12 protein-coding genes are annotated in these 15,047 nt (G+C 68.3%); 8 read left to right on the forward strand and 4 right to left on the reverse strand.

All coding sequences use genetic code 11. The features are described 5' to 3' along the window. The 7 genes from CLG85_RS25585 to cysE form a co-directional block, all read left to right on the forward strand. Positions 1-166: phage tail assembly chaperone (locus CLG85_RS25585; RefSeq protein WP_260350251.1), on the forward strand; the 166-nt coding region annotated here is incomplete at its 5' end. Further along, positions 166-828, forward strand: coding sequence for an RcGTA-type gene transfer agent tail tape measure protein (locus CLG85_RS25590; protein WP_260350247.1), 663 nt, complete (start codon positions 166-168; stop codon positions 826-828). The genes CLG85_RS25585 and CLG85_RS25590, both read left to right, overlap by 1 nt. Before the next feature lie 9 nt (positions 829-837). Further along, positions 838-1,470: a DUF2460 domain-containing protein gene (locus CLG85_RS25595; protein WP_095883891.1), complete on the forward strand. Its 633-nt coding sequence runs from the start codon at positions 838-840 to the stop codon at positions 1,468-1,470. Next, positions 1,470-2,351 (forward strand): phage/gene transfer agent baseplate hub protein, encoded by an 882-nt coding sequence (locus CLG85_RS25600; protein ID WP_095883890.1) that lies wholly within the window; start codon positions 1,470-1,472, stop codon positions 2,349-2,351. Before CLG85_RS25595 ends, CLG85_RS25600 begins: the two co-directional genes overlap by 1 nt. After that, complete coding sequence (locus CLG85_RS25605; protein ID WP_095883889.1) at positions 2,348-2,788, forward strand: NlpC/P60 family protein; 441 nt, start codon at positions 2,348-2,350, stop codon at positions 2,786-2,788. Before CLG85_RS25600 ends, CLG85_RS25605 begins: the two co-directional genes overlap by 4 nt. After that, positions 2,788-6,693 carry a baseplate multidomain protein megatron gene (locus CLG85_RS25610; RefSeq protein WP_260350248.1) on the forward strand — a complete coding sequence of 1,302 codons (3,906 nt, stop codon included), beginning with the start codon at positions 2,788-2,790 and terminating at the stop codon, positions 6,691-6,693. Before CLG85_RS25605 ends, CLG85_RS25610 begins: the two co-directional genes overlap by 1 nt. 112 nt (positions 6,694-6,805) lie before the next feature. Then, positions 6,806-7,624 (forward strand): serine O-acetyltransferase, encoded by an 819-nt coding sequence (cysE, locus tag CLG85_RS25615; protein ID WP_095883888.1) that lies wholly within the window; start codon positions 6,806-6,808, stop codon positions 7,622-7,624. Positions 7,625-7,707: 83 nt separating this feature from the next. Here the strand turns inward: cysE and CLG85_RS25620 are convergent, their stop codons facing one another. Then, a complete protein-coding gene (locus CLG85_RS25620; protein WP_260350249.1) occupies positions 7,708-8,907 on the reverse strand; it encodes an MFS transporter in 1,200 nt (399 codons plus the stop codon). Between the two features lie 333 nt (positions 8,908-9,240). On the opposite strand from CLG85_RS25620, the gene CLG85_RS25625 reads away from it, so the two are divergent. Beyond that, positions 9,241-10,827 carry an arylsulfatase gene (locus tag CLG85_RS25625; protein WP_095883721.1) on the forward strand — a complete coding sequence of 529 codons (1,587 nt, stop codon included), beginning with the start codon at positions 9,241-9,243 and terminating at the stop codon, positions 10,825-10,827. Positions 10,828-10,974: 147 nt separating this feature from the next. Here the strand turns inward: CLG85_RS25625 and CLG85_RS25630 are convergent, their stop codons facing one another. From CLG85_RS25630 to pdhA, 3 genes are read right to left on the reverse strand one after another with little or no spacing between them, the layout of a single operon-like run. Beyond that, positions 10,975-12,297: a pyruvate dehydrogenase complex dihydrolipoamide acetyltransferase gene (locus tag CLG85_RS25630; protein WP_224846500.1), complete on the reverse strand. Its 1,323-nt coding sequence runs from the start codon at positions 12,295-12,297 to the stop codon at positions 10,975-10,977. Positions 12,298-12,307: 10 nt separating this feature from the next. Next, positions 12,308-13,690: a pyruvate dehydrogenase complex E1 component subunit beta gene (locus CLG85_RS25635; protein WP_260350250.1), complete on the reverse strand. Its 1,383-nt coding sequence runs from the start codon at positions 13,688-13,690 to the stop codon at positions 12,308-12,310. A gap of 19 nt (positions 13,691-13,709) precedes the next feature. Beyond that, positions 13,710-14,732 carry a pyruvate dehydrogenase (acetyl-transferring) E1 component subunit alpha gene (pdhA, locus tag CLG85_RS25640; RefSeq protein ID WP_095883780.1) on the reverse strand — a complete coding sequence of 341 codons (1,023 nt, stop codon included), beginning with the start codon at positions 14,730-14,732 and terminating at the stop codon, positions 13,710-13,712. Between the last annotated feature and the right edge of the window lie 315 nt (positions 14,733-15,047).

Here is a 15,047-nt window from a genome sequence, read left to right on the forward strand (position 1 = left end):
CCTCGGGCTGCGCCCGGCGGAGTTCTGGGCGCTCACCCCGGCGGAGCTGCGGCTGATGCTGGGCGAGCAGAGCGGCGCGCCCGCGATGGGGCGGGCGCGGCTCGAGGAGTTGATCGCGGCCTTCCCGGACCGGGAGGCGCCGCAGGGCGCAGAGGGAGACGGGTGATGAGTGATTTCGAGGGGGTCGACGAGCTTGACCGCGCCATGGCCGATCTCGAGGCCGGGCTCGGCGGCGCGGCCGCCATGGCGGCCGGCTTCGACGCGGAACTGAAACGCATTCACGAGACATTGTCGGCCACCGGCCGCGGCGCCGCGAAGCTCGAGGGCACGATCAGCCGCGGGCTCGCGCGGGCCTTCGACGGGGTGGTGTTCGACGGGATGCGCGCCTCGGAGGCGCTGGAGCGGGTTGCCCGCAGCGTGCTCGACAGCGCCTATCGCGCCGCAGTGCAGCCGGTGACCGACCATCTTGGCGGCGCGCTGGCGGCGGGAGTGACGCAGCTCATGGGGGCCTTCTCGCCCTTCGCGCAGGGCGGTGCCTTCAGCCAGGGGCGGGTCATGCCCTTTGCCAGCGGCGGCGTGGTCAGCGGGCCGGTGCGGTTCCCTATGCGCGGCGGCACCGGGCTGATGGGCGAGGCGGGGCCCGAGGCGATCCTGCCGCTGTCGCGCGGCGCTGACGGCCGGCTTGGCGTGCGCGCCGAGGGGCGTGGCCCGGCGGTGAACGTGGTGATGAACATCCAGACGCCCGACGTGCAGGGCTTCCAGCGCAGCCGTTCGCAGATTGCCGCGCAGATGAGCCGGGCGCTGAGCCAGGGCGCGCGCAACCGCTGAGGAGGCACCATGAGCTTTCACGAGACACGATTTCCCGCCGATCTCAGCTTCGGCGCAATGGGCGGGCCGGAGCGGCGCACCGACGTGGTCGAGCTGCGCTCGGGCCATGAGGAGCGCAACACCCCCTGGGCGCAGTCGCGGCGGCGCTTTGACGCCGGTCTCGGGCTGCGCTCGCTCGACGATATCGCGCAGTTGCTGGCCTTCTTCGAGGCGCGGCGCGGCCAGCTCTACGGGTTCCGCTGGAAGGACTGGTCAGACTACAAGTCCTGCCTGCCTTCGGGCACCGTCTCGGCGGGCGACCAGGTGATCGCCCATGGCGACGGGGTGACGCGCGTCTTTCAGCTGATCAAGACCTACCGCTCGGGCGGTGCCAGCTACGCGCGGCCCATTGCCAAGCCGGTCGCGGGGACGGTACTCGCGGCGGTGCAGGACGTGGAGATGCGCGAGGGCGTGCATTTCGAGGTCGACCTTGCGACGGGGCTCATTACCTTTGCCGAGCCGCCGCTCGCCGGGGTCGAGGTCAGCGCGGGGTTCGAATTCGACGTGCCGGTGCGCTTCGACTCCGACCGGATCAGCGTCTCGGTCGCCAGCTTCCAGGCCGGGCAGGTGCCCGATGTGCCGGTCATCGAGGTGCGGGTCTGATGGGTGCGGCGGAGCTTCATGCCCATCTTGCGGGCGGGCTGACCACCGTGGCGCGCTGCTGGGCGCTGACCCGGGCCGATGGCACGCGCTACGGCTTCACAGACCACGACCGGGATTTGTCCTTCGACGGGCTGGTGTTTCGCGCCGGGTCCGGGCTGAGCGCGCTGGCGCTGCAGCAGGGTACCGGGCTTTCGGTCGACAACAGCGAGGCGATGGGGGCGCTCTCGGATGCGGCGCTGTCCGAGGCGGAGATCGATGCCGGGCGCTTTGACGGGGCCGATCTGTTGGTCTGGCTGGTGAACTGGGCCGAGGTGTCGCAGCGCCGGGTGATGTTCCGTGGCACGCTCGGCGAAATCCGCCGCGGCGACGGGGCGTTTCACGCCGAGCTGCGCGGGCTCACCGAGGCGCTGAACGTGCCGCTGGGGCGGATCTACCAGAAACCCTGCTCGGCGGTGCTGGCGGATGCGGCGTGCCGGTTCGACCTCGGCACGCCGGGGTTTGTCCACGAGGGACCGGCGCTGGCGGTCTCGGACCGGCGGCGCTTCCAGTTCGGTGTGCTTGCGGAGTTCGAGCCGGGCTGGTTCGCGCGCGGTCGGCTCGAGGTTCTGGACGGCGCGGGTAAGGGGCTCGCCGCCGCGGTCAAGCGGGACAGGACCGATGGTGGGCAGCGGGTGATCGAACTTTGGGAGCCTTTGCGTGCGGAATTGCAGCCCGGAGACCTCTGCCGGGTCACCGCGGGCTGCGACAAGCGCATGGAAAGCTGTCGGCTCAAGTTCGACAACCTGCTCAACTTCCAGGGTTTCCCGGACATCCCCGAGGACGACTGGATGCTCGTTCACGCCAGCCGATCGGCGCGGGCGGACGGGGGATCGCGGCGATGAGCGGGACGCGGATCGTCGCAGCGGCGCGTGGCTGGATTGGTACGCCCTACCTGCACCAGGCCTCGGTGAAAGGAGCGGGCTGCGATTGCCTCGGCCTTCTGCGCGGGGTTTGGCGCGAGGTGATCGGCGCGGAACCCGAAGTGGTTCCGCCCTACAGCCGCGACTGGTCCGAGCCGCAGGGCGACGAGGCGCTGCTGCGCGCGGCATTGCGGCACCTGCACCCGAAGGCCCTCGACGACGCGGCCCCAGGCGACGTGCTGCTCTTTCGCATGCGCGAGGGCGCAGTGGCCAAGCATCTCGGGATTGAGGCGCAGGCCGGGGTCGGCGCGCGGTTCATCCATGCCTACAGCGGTCACGGGGTGATCGAAAGCGCGCTCAGCGCGCCGTGGCGACGCCGTCTGGCGGCGCGTTTTGCCTTTCCGACGGAGAAGACCTGATGGCGACGATCCTCCTTTCCGCCGCCGGGGCGGCGCTTGGCAGCAGCATGGGCGGCTCGGTGCTCGGCCTGTCGATGACCGCCGTGGGGCGATTCCTCGGCGCGGGCCTCGGGCGGGCGATCGACCAGCGGCTGATGGGCGCGGGCTCGGAAACCGTCGAGACCGGCCGGATCGAGCGCTTTCGCCTGGCGGGCGCCGGCGAGGGTGCGGCGATCCCGCAGGTCTGGGGCCGGATGCGCGTTGGCGGGCAGGTGATCTGGGCGACGGACTTCACCGAGCACGTCCGCAAGGAGAGGGTTGGCGGCGGCAAGGGCAGCCCGCGCAGCGAGACCACGGTCAAGCAACACAGCTATTCGGTGAGCCTCGCGCTGGCGCTCTGCGAGGGCGAGATCACCGGCGTCGGCCGGGTCTGGGCTGATGGCGCCGAGATCGCCCCGCGCGATCTCAACATGCGCGTCTATACCGGCAGCCGCGATCAGCTGCCCGATCCGAAGATGGAGGCGGTGGAGGGTGCGGGGCTGGTCCCGGCCTATCGCGGCACCGCCTACGTGGTCATCGAGGAGCTGATGCTCGAGCGTTTCGGCAACCGCGTGCCGCAATTCAGCTTCGAGGTGACGCGGCCCGAGCTTGGCGATCCGCAGGACGTGCCGCTGGCCATCCGCGGCGTGGCGATGATCCCCGGCACCGGGGAATATGCGCTGGCGACGCGGCCGGTGTACCTCGATCACGGCAATGGCGCGCAGGCGGCGGTGAACCTCAGCACGCCCGCAGAGCTGCCGGATTTCCTCGTCTCTCTGGACCAGCTCCGCGATGAGCTGCCCGAGTGCCGCGCTGCCTCGCTGGTGGTGAGCTGGTTCGGCGACGACCTGCGCTGCGGGGCCTGTTCGATTCGTCCGAAGGTCGAGCAGGGGGACTGGGACTCGGCGCAGATGCCGTGGCGGGTTGCCGGACTGGACCGCGGCGCGGCACAGCTTGTGCCGCAGCTCGAGGGGCGCCCGGTCTACGGCGGCACCCCCGCCGACGCCGCGGTGATCGAGGCTCTGCAGGAGATGGCGGCGCGCGGGCTTGAGGTGGTTTATTACCCCTTCGTGCTGATGGACCAGATGGTGGGCAATGCGCTGCCCGACCCGTGGACCGGGACCGAGGGCCAGCCCGCGTTGCCGTGGCGGGGGCGGATCACGTCGAGCCTCGCGCCCGGGGTGAACGGATCGCCGGACGGCACGGCGATGGCGGAGGCCGAGGTGGCGGCCTTCTTCGGAACCGCCGCGGCGGCGGATTTTTTCGTGTCGGGCGGCGCGGTCAGCTACTCCGGCCCGGAGGAATGGTCCTTCCGCCGTTTCATCCTGCATCAGGCGGCGCTCTGCGCGGCGGCGGGTGGGGTCTCGGCCTTCTGCATCGGCTCGGAGATGCGCGGGCTGACGCAGATCCGCGGCGCAGCGGGGTTCCCGGCGGTACAGGCGCTGCGGGCACTGGCGGCGGAGTGCCGGGTGCTGCTGGGGTCGGCGGTGAAGATCGGCTACGCTGCCGACTGGAGCGAGTATTTCGGCTACCACCCGCAGGACGGTTCGGGCGACGTCTATTTCCACCTCGACCCGCTGTGGAGCGACCCGCAGATCGACTTCATCGGCATCGACAACTACATGCCGCTGGCCGACTGGCGCGACGGCGCGGATCACGCGGATGCGGGCTGGGGCGCGATCTACAGCCCCGATTACCTCATGGGCAATGTCGAGGGCGGCGAGGGCTTCGACTGGTACTATCCCACGCCCGAGGCCCGCGATGCGCAGCGCCGGGTGCCGATCACCGACGGCGCGCATGGCGAGCCCTGGGTCTATCGGTACAAGGACCTGCGCGGCTGGTGGTCGAACCTGCACCACGAGCGGATCGGCGGCGTGAGGCAGGCGCTGCCCACCGGCTGGGAGCCGCAGAGCAAGCCGATCTGGTTCACCGAGCTTGGCTGCGCCGCGCTCGACAAGGGCGCGAACCAGCCCAACAAGTTCCTTGATCCGAAAAGCTCGGAGAGCCTTCTTCCGCATTATTCCAATGGTTTGCGCGACGAACTTATGCAGCGGCAGTATCTGCGCGCGGTGCATGCCCATTGGGACGATCCCGCCAACAACCCGGTCTCGGAGGTCTATGACGCGCCGATGCTGGACATGTCGCGGGCGCTGGTTTGGGCCTGGGATGCGCGGGCTTACCCGTGGTTCCCGGGGCTCTCGGAGCAGTGGAGCGACGGCGGCAACTACCGGCGCGGACACTGGCTGAACGGCCGTGCCTCGGGGCGGACGCTGGCCTCGGTGGTGGCGGAGATCTGCGCGCGCTCGGGGGTTGAGGACGTCGATGTGAGCCGCCTCTGGGGCTGGGTGCGGGGGTATCAGCTCGACCGGGTGAGTGACGCGCGCGGCGTGTTGCAGCCGCTCTTGCTGGCGCATGGGGTGGATGCGATCGAGCGCGACGGCGCGCTGGTCTTCCTGCCGCGGCGGGGGCGCGGGGCGGTGCCGCTCGACCCGGCGGCGCTGGTGCATGATCCGTCGGAGGAAGGCGATCTGCTGCGCATCCGCGCCGCCGATGCCGAGATGGCGGGGCGGCTCAGGCTGCGCTTTGTCGAGGCCGATGGCGATCACGTGGTTTCGGGCGAGGAGGTGGTGTTGCCGGATGCGCAGACCCATGGCGTCGCCGAGACCGAATGGCCGCTGGCGCTGACCCGGGCCGAGGGGCGCATGGTGCTCGAGCGCTGGCTGGCCGAGGCGCGGATTGCCCGCGAGACGCTGCGCTTTGCTTTGCCGCCTTCGCAAACGGCGCTTGGGGCGGGGGATATCGTCGAACTGCCCGGTGCCTCTGGTCCCCTGCGCGCGCGCATCGACCGGGTAGAGATCGGCGCGCACCAGAAGATCGAGGCGGTGTGCATCGAGCCCGACACCTACCTTCCGGCCGACCTGGGCGAGAGCGATCCCGTGCTCCGCCCCGTCGCGGCGCCGGTGCCGGTGCTGCCGCTCTTCCTCGACCTGCCGCTGCTGAGCGGCGAGGAGGTGCCGCATGCACCGCACCTCGCGGTGACCGCGACCCCCTGGCCGGGCCGCGTGGCGGTCTATGACAGTGCCTCGGATGCGGACTACGGGCTGAGCGAGGTCATCGCCGCGCGGGCGACGGTCGGGGTCACCGAGACCCCGCTTGCCGCCGCGCCCGCCGGGCGGATCGACCGAGGTGACGGGCTGCAGATCGCCCTGCGCTCGGGGGCGCTGCAGACGGTTTCCGACGCGGCGCTGCTCGGCGGGGCGAACGTCATGGCGATCGGCGACGGCACGCCGGGGAATTGGGAGGTCTTCCAGTTCCGAGACGCCGAGCTGCTGGAGCCCGGACGCTGGCGGCTCTCGCACCGGCTGCGCGGGCAGGCGGGCAGCGACGGGACCATGCCCGAGGTCTGGCCGGCGGGGTCCTGGGTGGTGCTGCTCGACGGGGCGCCGCAGCAGATCGCGTTGACACCGGCGCAGAGGCGACAGGCGCGGCACTACCGGATCGGGCCGGCGACGCGCGGCTACGACGATGCGAGCTACGTGCACCGGGAGCTTGCCTTCGACGGCAACGGCCTCAGGCCGTACCGCCCGGCGCATCTGCGCGCGGCCATGGCGGGCGGTACGGCGCGGTCCCTGAGCTGGATCCGGCGCACCCGCCTCGAGGGCGACGACTGGGGGCTGCCCGAGGTGCCGCTCGGCGAGGAGAGCGAACGCTATCTCCTGCGCGTGGTGCAGGGCGAAATGCTGATCCGCGAGACATTTTGCGATGCGCCCACATGGGATTACGATTCTGCGCAGGACGGGCTGACAGGGCTCTACGAGGTGCAGGTGGCGCAGGTCTCGGCGCGCTACGGGGCCGGTCCCTTCGCGCGGCTGGTGCTCTCGGCCTGAGCGGCACCGGGAGGGGGCTTTCATCTCCGGCCGCGATCCCCTAGATCACGGTTTTGCATTTCGACCCGCGCCGGCTATCTGCTAGAGTGGCGGCAACTCAAGGAGGACTCCCATGGCCAAGACCCGCGCCAAGATCGCCGAACTGGATCCCGTCTGGGCCCGCATCGTCCGCGAGGCCGAAGAGGTTGTCGCCGCCGAGCCGCTGCTGGGCGGGTCGGTGCACATTTCCATCCTGCACCACCCGACCATCGAGCGGGCACTGGCCTACCGCATCTCGCTGAAACTGGCGAACGGCGAGATGTCCGAACAGATCCTGCGCGAAATCTGCGACGAGGCCTACAGCTCGGATCCCTCGCTGGCGCTGAAGGCGCGGGCGGATATCCAGGCCACCTTCGAGCGCGACCCGGCCTGCCACCGCTACCTGCAGCCGCTGCTCTACTTCAAGGGGTTCCAGGCGGTCCAGAGCCAGCGCGTGGCGCATTGGCTGTGGAACCAGGGCCGGCGTGACCTGTCGTATTTCTTCCAGATGCGCTCGTCCGAGGTGTTCGGCGTCGACATCCACCCGGCCGCGAAGATCGGCAAGGGCATCATGATCGACCACGCCCATTCGATCGTCATCGGCGAGACGGCAGTGGTCGGCGACGACGTGTCGATCCTGCACTCGGTGACGCTCGGCGGCACCGGCAAGGAGGACGAGGACCGTCACCCGAAGATCGGCAACGGCGTGCTGATCGGTGCCGGGGCGAAGGTGCTCGGGAATATCAAGGTGGGCGACCGCTCGCGCATCGCGGCGGGCTCGGTGGTGCTGGCCGAGGTACCGCCCTGCAAGACCGTCGCCGGGGTGCCGGCGAAGATCGTCGGCGAGGCGGGTTGCGACCAGCCCTCGCGCTCGATGGACCAGAAGCTGACCGGCTGCAACTGCAGCGACTGAGAACGGGCCTTGGGGAATTGAGAAAGGCGCGGTCCCTTGGGGCCGCGCCTTTTGCTTTGGAGGGGGCGCCGATCCGCCCGGGCTCAGGCTCCCGCCACCACGGCCGGCATGACCCGGCGCGTGCGGCTGCGGCTTTCCATCCACGCCAACCCCAGCATCACGATCCCGCCCGCGGCCAGCGCCGCGCCGACCTGGCCGGTGGCATTCCAGCCGTGGCCCGCGGCAAGCGCGCGCCCGGCAAGGAACGGCCCCAGTGCGTTGGCGGCGTTGAAGGCGGCATGGTTGAGCGCCGCGGCAAGGGTCTGGGCCTCGCCGGCCACGTCCATCAGTCGCATCTGCAGCGGGATGGCGAGACTGGCGGTCGTTCCCAGCAGGAAGAGCGACAGGCCCATCATCATCCAGTCGCCGATCACCGCGGAATAAAGTAGCGACATCAGCACCATGCCTGCCAGAAGCAGCAGCGCGCCGCCGAGCCGCGACCAGTCTGCGAGGCGCCCGGCGATCAGGTTGCCGAGGACGCCTCCGACACCGAAGGCCGAGAGCGCCGCGGGGATCGCCCAGGCGGGGGCGTCGGTGGCCTCGAGCATGGCGGCGGAGAAGTAGGAATAGACGGCAAAGACCCCGCCGAAGCCGATCGCGCCGACCAGCAGCGTCATCCACACCGCGCGGTTGGCCAGCGCCGAGAGCTCGCGCAGGGGGCTGGGCATGGGGCCGGACTGCACGTTCGGGGCAAGACGGGCGATCAGCAGCGCCGAGACGGCGGCGATGCCGGTGGTGACCACGAAGCAGAGCCGCCAGCCAAAGACCTGACCCGCGGCACCCGCCAGCGGTACGCCGATCACATTGGCCAGCGTCAGCCCCATCAGCACCTGCGCCACGCCGCGCGCCTTGCGGCCCTCGGGCGAGAACTCGGCGGCAAAGAGCATCGAGATGCCGAGGAAGGCACCATGCGGCAGACCGGCAAGGAAACGCCCGGCGATCAGCATCGTCAGGTTCGGCGCCATGGCCGAGAGCAAGTTGCCGAGCCCGAAGAAGCAGATCAGCAGGATCAGCAGCAGCTTGCGCGGGATCAGCGAGCCCAGCACCGCCAGCACCGGCGCGCCGACGACCACGCCGAGCGCATAGGCGCTCACCGCGTGGCCGGCGTCGGGCTCGCTCACCACAAGATCGGCGGCGTAATAGGGCAGCAGGCCCATGGCGGCGAACTCGGAGACGCCGATTGCAAAGGCGCCGAGCGCCAGCGAGAGGATCGTCAGACGGCCCTGACGGTCTTGGGTGGCCATGTCGCAGCTCCGCGGATCGGATGTCGAATGTCGGGAGTGCCGGAGCGCGGGGGCGGGACTCGCCCGCCGCACTGCAGCACGGTTTCAATGGTATGGTTTCGGCGCATCTTCACAAGCGACGCTTGCGCAACCTCGCCATGCAGGCAGCGCATGCCGTATTGGCAGCCGGTCGCTCGTCCGCGGATCGTCGGGCGAAGGCATGAAGGCTAACGTCCTGCTGCAGTGGCAGAAAATTGCTCGGGAGGTCACATTGTGATGAGGTGATGTGTAAATGGCGTGTTAGCTTACCCTTGGGAAATTGATTCCAAGTAGTTGGCAAATTGGAGAAAAGTGATGTTGAGGCCATATATTCTGGCGATACCGCTGGCCGTTTTCGGGCTCGCGGCCCCCGCGGTGGCGCAGGATCAAACCGAAAAGCCGAACATCCTGGTGATCTGGGGTGACGACATCGGCTGGCAAAACGTCTCGGCCTACGGGATGGGCACCATGGGCTACACCACGCCCAACATCGACCGGATCGCCGAAGAGGGCATCCGCTTCACCGACCACTACGCGCAACCGAGCTGTACCGCGGGCCGCGCCGCCTTCATCACCGGCCAATATCCGATCCGCTCGGGCATGACGACGGTGGGCCAGCCGGGCTCGGCGCTCGGGCTGCAGGCCGCCTCGCCGACGTTGGCCGAAGAGCTGAAGCAGATCGGCTACCGCACAGGGCATTTCGGCAAGAACCACCTCGGCGACCGCAACGAGCACCTGCCGACGGTGCATGGCTTCGACGAGTTCTTCGGCAACCTCTACCACCTCAACACCCAGGAAGAGGCCGAGCAGCGCGACTACCAGCGCTTCGGCGAGGCCTTCTCGGGCTCGCTCGAGGCCTATGAGGAGCAGTTCGGGACGCGCGGGGTGATCCACTCCTTCGCCTCCGAGACCGACGACCCCACCGAGCAGCCGCGCTTCGGCAAGATCGGCATGCAGACCATCGAGGACACCGGCCCGCTGACGCAGGAGCGGATGAAGATGTTCGACGAGGAAGAGGTGCTGCCGCTGGCGATCGACTTCATGTCCGCTGCCAAGGAGGCGGGCGAGCCCTTCTTCGTCTGGCTCAACACCAGCCGCATGCACCTTTACACGCGGCTCAACGACGAATGGCGCTACGCTGCCGAGGAATACACTTCCGAGGCCGATCTCTATGGCTCGGGGATGCTGCAGCACGATCATGACATCGGCATGGTCCTCGATTGGCTCGACGAGCAGGGGCTCTCCGACAACACCATCGTCTGGTACTCGACCGACAACGGCCCCGAGCACAACTCCTGGCCGCATGGCGGCACCTCGCCGTTCCGCGGCGAGAAGATGACCACCTACGAGGGCGGCGTGCGCGTGCCGTCGATGATCCGCTGGCCGGGACACCTGCCCGAGGGCGAGATTCTCAACGGCATCCAGGGCCACCAGGACATGTTCACCTCGCTGGCCGCCGCCGCCGGGATCGAGGACGTGGCCGCCGAGGTCATGGAAGAGAAGCAGCAGTACATCGACGGGCTGAACAACCTGCCGTACTGGATGGGAGAGCAGGATCACTCGGCCCGCAACAACATCTTCTACTACTACGAAAGCAAGCTGACCGCCGTGCGCATGGGGCCGTGGAAGTTCCACTTCTCCACCAAGGAGGATTACTACGACAGCCTCGAGGCGCGCACCGCGCCGCTGGTGTTCAACATCCGCATGGATCCCTTCGAAAGCTACAGCAGCACCGACGCCTACGGGCACCTGATGCAGAAGGTCTCGTGGCTGATGCAGCCGATGAGCGTGCTCATGGGCCAGCACCTGCAGACGCTGGCGGAATACCCGCCGGTGCAGGGCGGCGCGTCCTTCGATATGTCGAACGTCGTGGCGGACTTCCTCGAGAGCGCGATGCAGTAAACGCATCGAGCTGACTGAAAAGGGGCGCGGGCCGGTGGGTCCGCGCTTTTTTTCTTTTCTAGAGGGCTTTCGGCTCTCGAAACGCTGGAAAGAAAAACGGCCCCACTTTGCAGTGGGGCCGTTTCTTATTCCAGCGATGCGCCCGGATCAGGCGAGCATCACCATCGGGTTCTCGAGGTTGTCGGCGATCGCCTGCAGCAGCTCGGCACCGAGCGCGCCGTCGATGACCCGGTGGTCGACCGAGAGCGTCACCGACATCACCGTCGCCACGGCCAGCTCGCCATCGGCGCCGACGACGGGCTTCTTGACGCCCGCGCCCACGGCGAGGATCGCGCCATGCGGCGGGTTGATCACCGCGTCGAAGTTGTCGATGCCATACATGCCGAGGTTGGAGATCGCGAAGCTGCCACCGATGTATTCATGCGGCGCGAGCTTCTTGTTCCGGGCCCGGCCGGCGAGGTCCTTCATCTCGGCCGAGAGGGCAGAGAGCGACTTCATCTCGGCATCCTTGAGAACCGGGGTGAAGAGACCACCCTCGATCGCCACGGCCACCGCCACGTCCGACGGCTTCAGCTTGAAGATCCGATCGCCTGCCCAGACGGCATTGGCATCCGGCACCGACTGCAGCGCCAGGGCACAGGCCTTGATGATGAAGTCGTTGACCGAGAGCTTCACGCCGCGTGCTTCCAGCTGCTTGTTCAGCTGGCTGCGGAACTTGAGCAGCGCGTCGAGCTTGATGTCCTTGCGCAGGTAGAAGTGCGGGATGGTCTGCTTGGCCTCGGTGAGGCGGCTGGCCACCGTCTTGCGCATGCCGTCGAGCTTGACCTCTTCGAACTCGCGCCCCTCGTACATCTTGCGCACCGCGTCCGAGGATGGACCCGAGGCCATCGCCGCGGCCTTGGGGGCCTCGGCTGCCTTGGTCTCGGCTGCGGCTGCAGGCGCTGCTGCCGCGCCGGGCTTGGCGGCCTCGACGTCGGCCTTGACGATGCGGCCATGCGGGCCGGTGCCCTTGACCTGCGACAGGTCCAGCCCCTTGTCCGCCGCAATGCGGCGGGCCAGAGGCGAGGCGAAGATGCGGGTGCCATCGGCCGCGGCGGGCGCTGCCGGGGCAGGGGTCGCGGAACCGGCTGCCGGGGTGGCCGCTGCTGCCTTGGCCTCTTCGGCCTTGGGCGCCTCGGCTTTCGCCTCGGCCTTGGGGGCCGAGGTGTCGATGTCGTCGGCGCTCTCACCCTCTTCGAGCAGCACGGCGATGGGGGTGTTCACCTTCACCCCTTCGCTGCCTGCCTCGATGAGGATCTTGCCGATGGTGCCTTCGTCGACGGCTTCGAATTCCATCGTCGCCTTGTCGGTCTCGATCTCGGCGATGATGTCACCCGAGCTGACCGTGTCGCCCTCTTTCACCAGCCATTTGGCCAGCGTGCCTTCCTCCATGGTGGGGGACAGCGCGGGCATCAGGATTTCCGTGGGCATGACGCTCTCCTTACCGGTAGGTGACTTGCTTCACGGCGTCGATCACCTCTGCGGTGGTGATCAGCGCGTGCTTCTCGAGGTTCGCCGCGTAGGGCATGGGCACGTCCTTGCCGGTGCAGTTGATCACCGGGGCGTCCAGCCAGTCGAAGGCGTTCTGCATGATGAAGGCCGAGAGGTGGTTGCCGATGGAGCCCACCGGCCAGCCCTCTTCCACGGTCACGCAGCGGTTGGTCTTCTTCACCGACTCGATGACGGTGCCGTAGTCGATCGGGCGCAGGGTGCGCAGGTCGATGACCTCGGCCGAGATGCCTTCTTCCGCCAGCTTGTCCGCCGCCTCGAGGGCGTAGGTCATGCCGATGCCGAACGACACGAGGGTCACGTCGGTGCCTTCGCGCCAGATGCGGGCCTTGCCGAAGGGCACGGTGAAGTCATCCATGACCGGCACGTCGAAGGAGCGGCCGTAGAGGATCTCGTTCTCGAGGAAGATCACCGGGTTCGGGTCGCGGATGGCGCTCTTCAGCAGGCCCTTGGCGTCGGAGGCCGAGTAGGGCATCGCCACCTTGAGGCCGGGCACCATCGCGTACCAGGCTGCATAGTCCTGGGAGTGCTGCGCGCCGACGCGGGCGGCGGCACCGTTCGGACCGCGGAACACCATCGGCGCACCCATCTGGCCGCCGGACATGTAAAGCGTCTTCGCCGCCGAGTTGATGATCTGGTCGATCGCCTGCATGGCGAAGTTGAAGGTCATGAACTCGACGATGGGCTTCAGCCCGCCAAAGGCCGCGCCGACGCCGATGCCGGCAAAGCCGTGTTCGGTGATCGGCGTGTCGATGACGCGCTTCGAGCCGAACTCGTCGAGCAGGCCCTGGGTCACCTTATACGCGCCCTGGTATTCCGCCACTTCCTCGCCCATGACGAAGACGTTGGGATCGTTGCGCATTTCCTCGGCCATGGCGTCGCGGAGAGCTTCGCGCACGGTCTGGGTCTTCATCTCGGTGCCTTCGGGCCAGTCGGGCTCGACCGCCTTGGCCTTGGGGGTTGCCGGGGCAGAGGCGGGGGCCGCCTCGACCGGCGCTGCCGGGGCTTCTTCCGCTGCGGGCGCGGGGGCGGCGTCACCGCCCGAAGAGGTCTCGATCGACGAGGCGTCCTCGCCTTCCTCTACCAGCACGGCGATCGGGGTGTTGACCTTCACGCCCTCGGTGCCCTCGGCGATCAGCAGCTTGCCGACGATGCCCTCGTCGACCGCCTCGAACTCCATCGTGGCCTTGTCGGTCTCGATCTCGGCGAGGATGTCGCCCGAGCTCACGGTGTCACCCTCTTTCACCAGCCATTTGGCCAGCGTGCCCTCTTCCATGGTCGGCGAGAGCGCGGGCATGAGAATTTCGGTTGCCATATCGGTTGGTCCTTCTGCCTCAGGCCTCTACCGCGTCGCCTTGCGGCACTTCGTCGGCGTAGATGTCGGTCCAGAGTTCCTCGAGCGCCGGCTCGGGGCTCTCCTTCGAGAACTCCGCCGAGGCGTTCACGATGTCCTTGATGTTCTTGTCGATCGCCTTGAGGTCATCCTCGGTGGCGTGCTTGCCCTGCAGCAGCAGCTCGCGCACGCTCTGGATCGGGTCGCGCTCGTCGCGCATCTTCTGCACTTCCTCGCGGGTCCGGTACTTCGCCGGGTCCGACATGGAGTGGCCGCGGTAGCGGTAGGTCTTCACTTCGAGGATATAGGGGCCCTTGCCGGCGCGGCAGTGCGCCACGGCCTTCTCGCCGGCTTCCTTGACCGCCAGCACGTCCATGCCGTCGACCAGCTCGCCGGGAATGCCGTAGGGCGCGCCGCGGGTGTAGATTTCCTCGGTCGAGGTCGAGCGCTTCTGCGCCGTGCCCATGGCGTACTGGTTGTTCTCGATGACGAAGATCACCGGAAGCTTCCAGATCGAGGCCATGTTGAAGGTCTCGTAGACCTGGCCCTGGTTGGCGGCGCCGTCGCCGAAGTAGGCAAAGGTCACGCGGTCGTTTTCCAGGTAGCGGTCAGCGAAGGCAAGGCCGGCGCCGAGCGGCACCTGCGCGCCGACGATGCCGTGGCCGCCGTAGAAATGCTTCTCGCGGCTGAACATGTGCATCGAGCCGCCCTTGCCCTTGGAATAGCCGCCCTCGCGGCCGGTGAGCTCGGCCATCACGCCGTTGGGGTCCATGCCGCAGGCCAGCATGTGGCCGTGGTCGCGGTAGGAGGTGATGCGCTTGTCGCCTTCGCTCGCAGCGGCCTCGAGGCCGACGACGACGGCTTCCTGGCCGATGTAGAGGTGGCAGAACCCGCCGATGAGCCCCATGCCATAGAGCTGACCCGCCTTCTCTTCGAAGCGGCGGATGAGCAGCATGTCATGGTAGTATTGCTTGAGCTCCTCGGGCGAGACGTTCGGCTTGGCGGATGGTTTCCGGGCGGCCATGGGGACTCCTCCCAACTAGTTTAGTGTTAAACTTTCTCTCACAGTAAATCGCCGGGGGCGGAGTGTCAAAGGGCCGGGGCGTCAGTTTCGTCAAAAAGTGGCCGAGGTGGACGTTACGGCAGGCAACCGGCAGAACCCCGCCAACCGCGCCACCCCGGGCACGGCGCGGGTGGCCGGTGTCGCGCCGTGCGTATTTGGCAAGAGAAGAAGCGCATAGCGCACCCCAAGCCCTTCTTCTCTTTGAAAATACGCCGGGGGAGCGCGGCGCGCCGCGACGTGCCGGGGGCGGAGCCCCCGGATGCGCCCGGCACCGGG

It is taken from the genome of Alloyangia mangrovi, assembly GCF_002300555.2.
GTDB classification, from domain to species: domain Bacteria; phylum Pseudomonadota; class Alphaproteobacteria; order Rhodobacterales; family Rhodobacteraceae; genus Salipiger; species Salipiger mangrovi.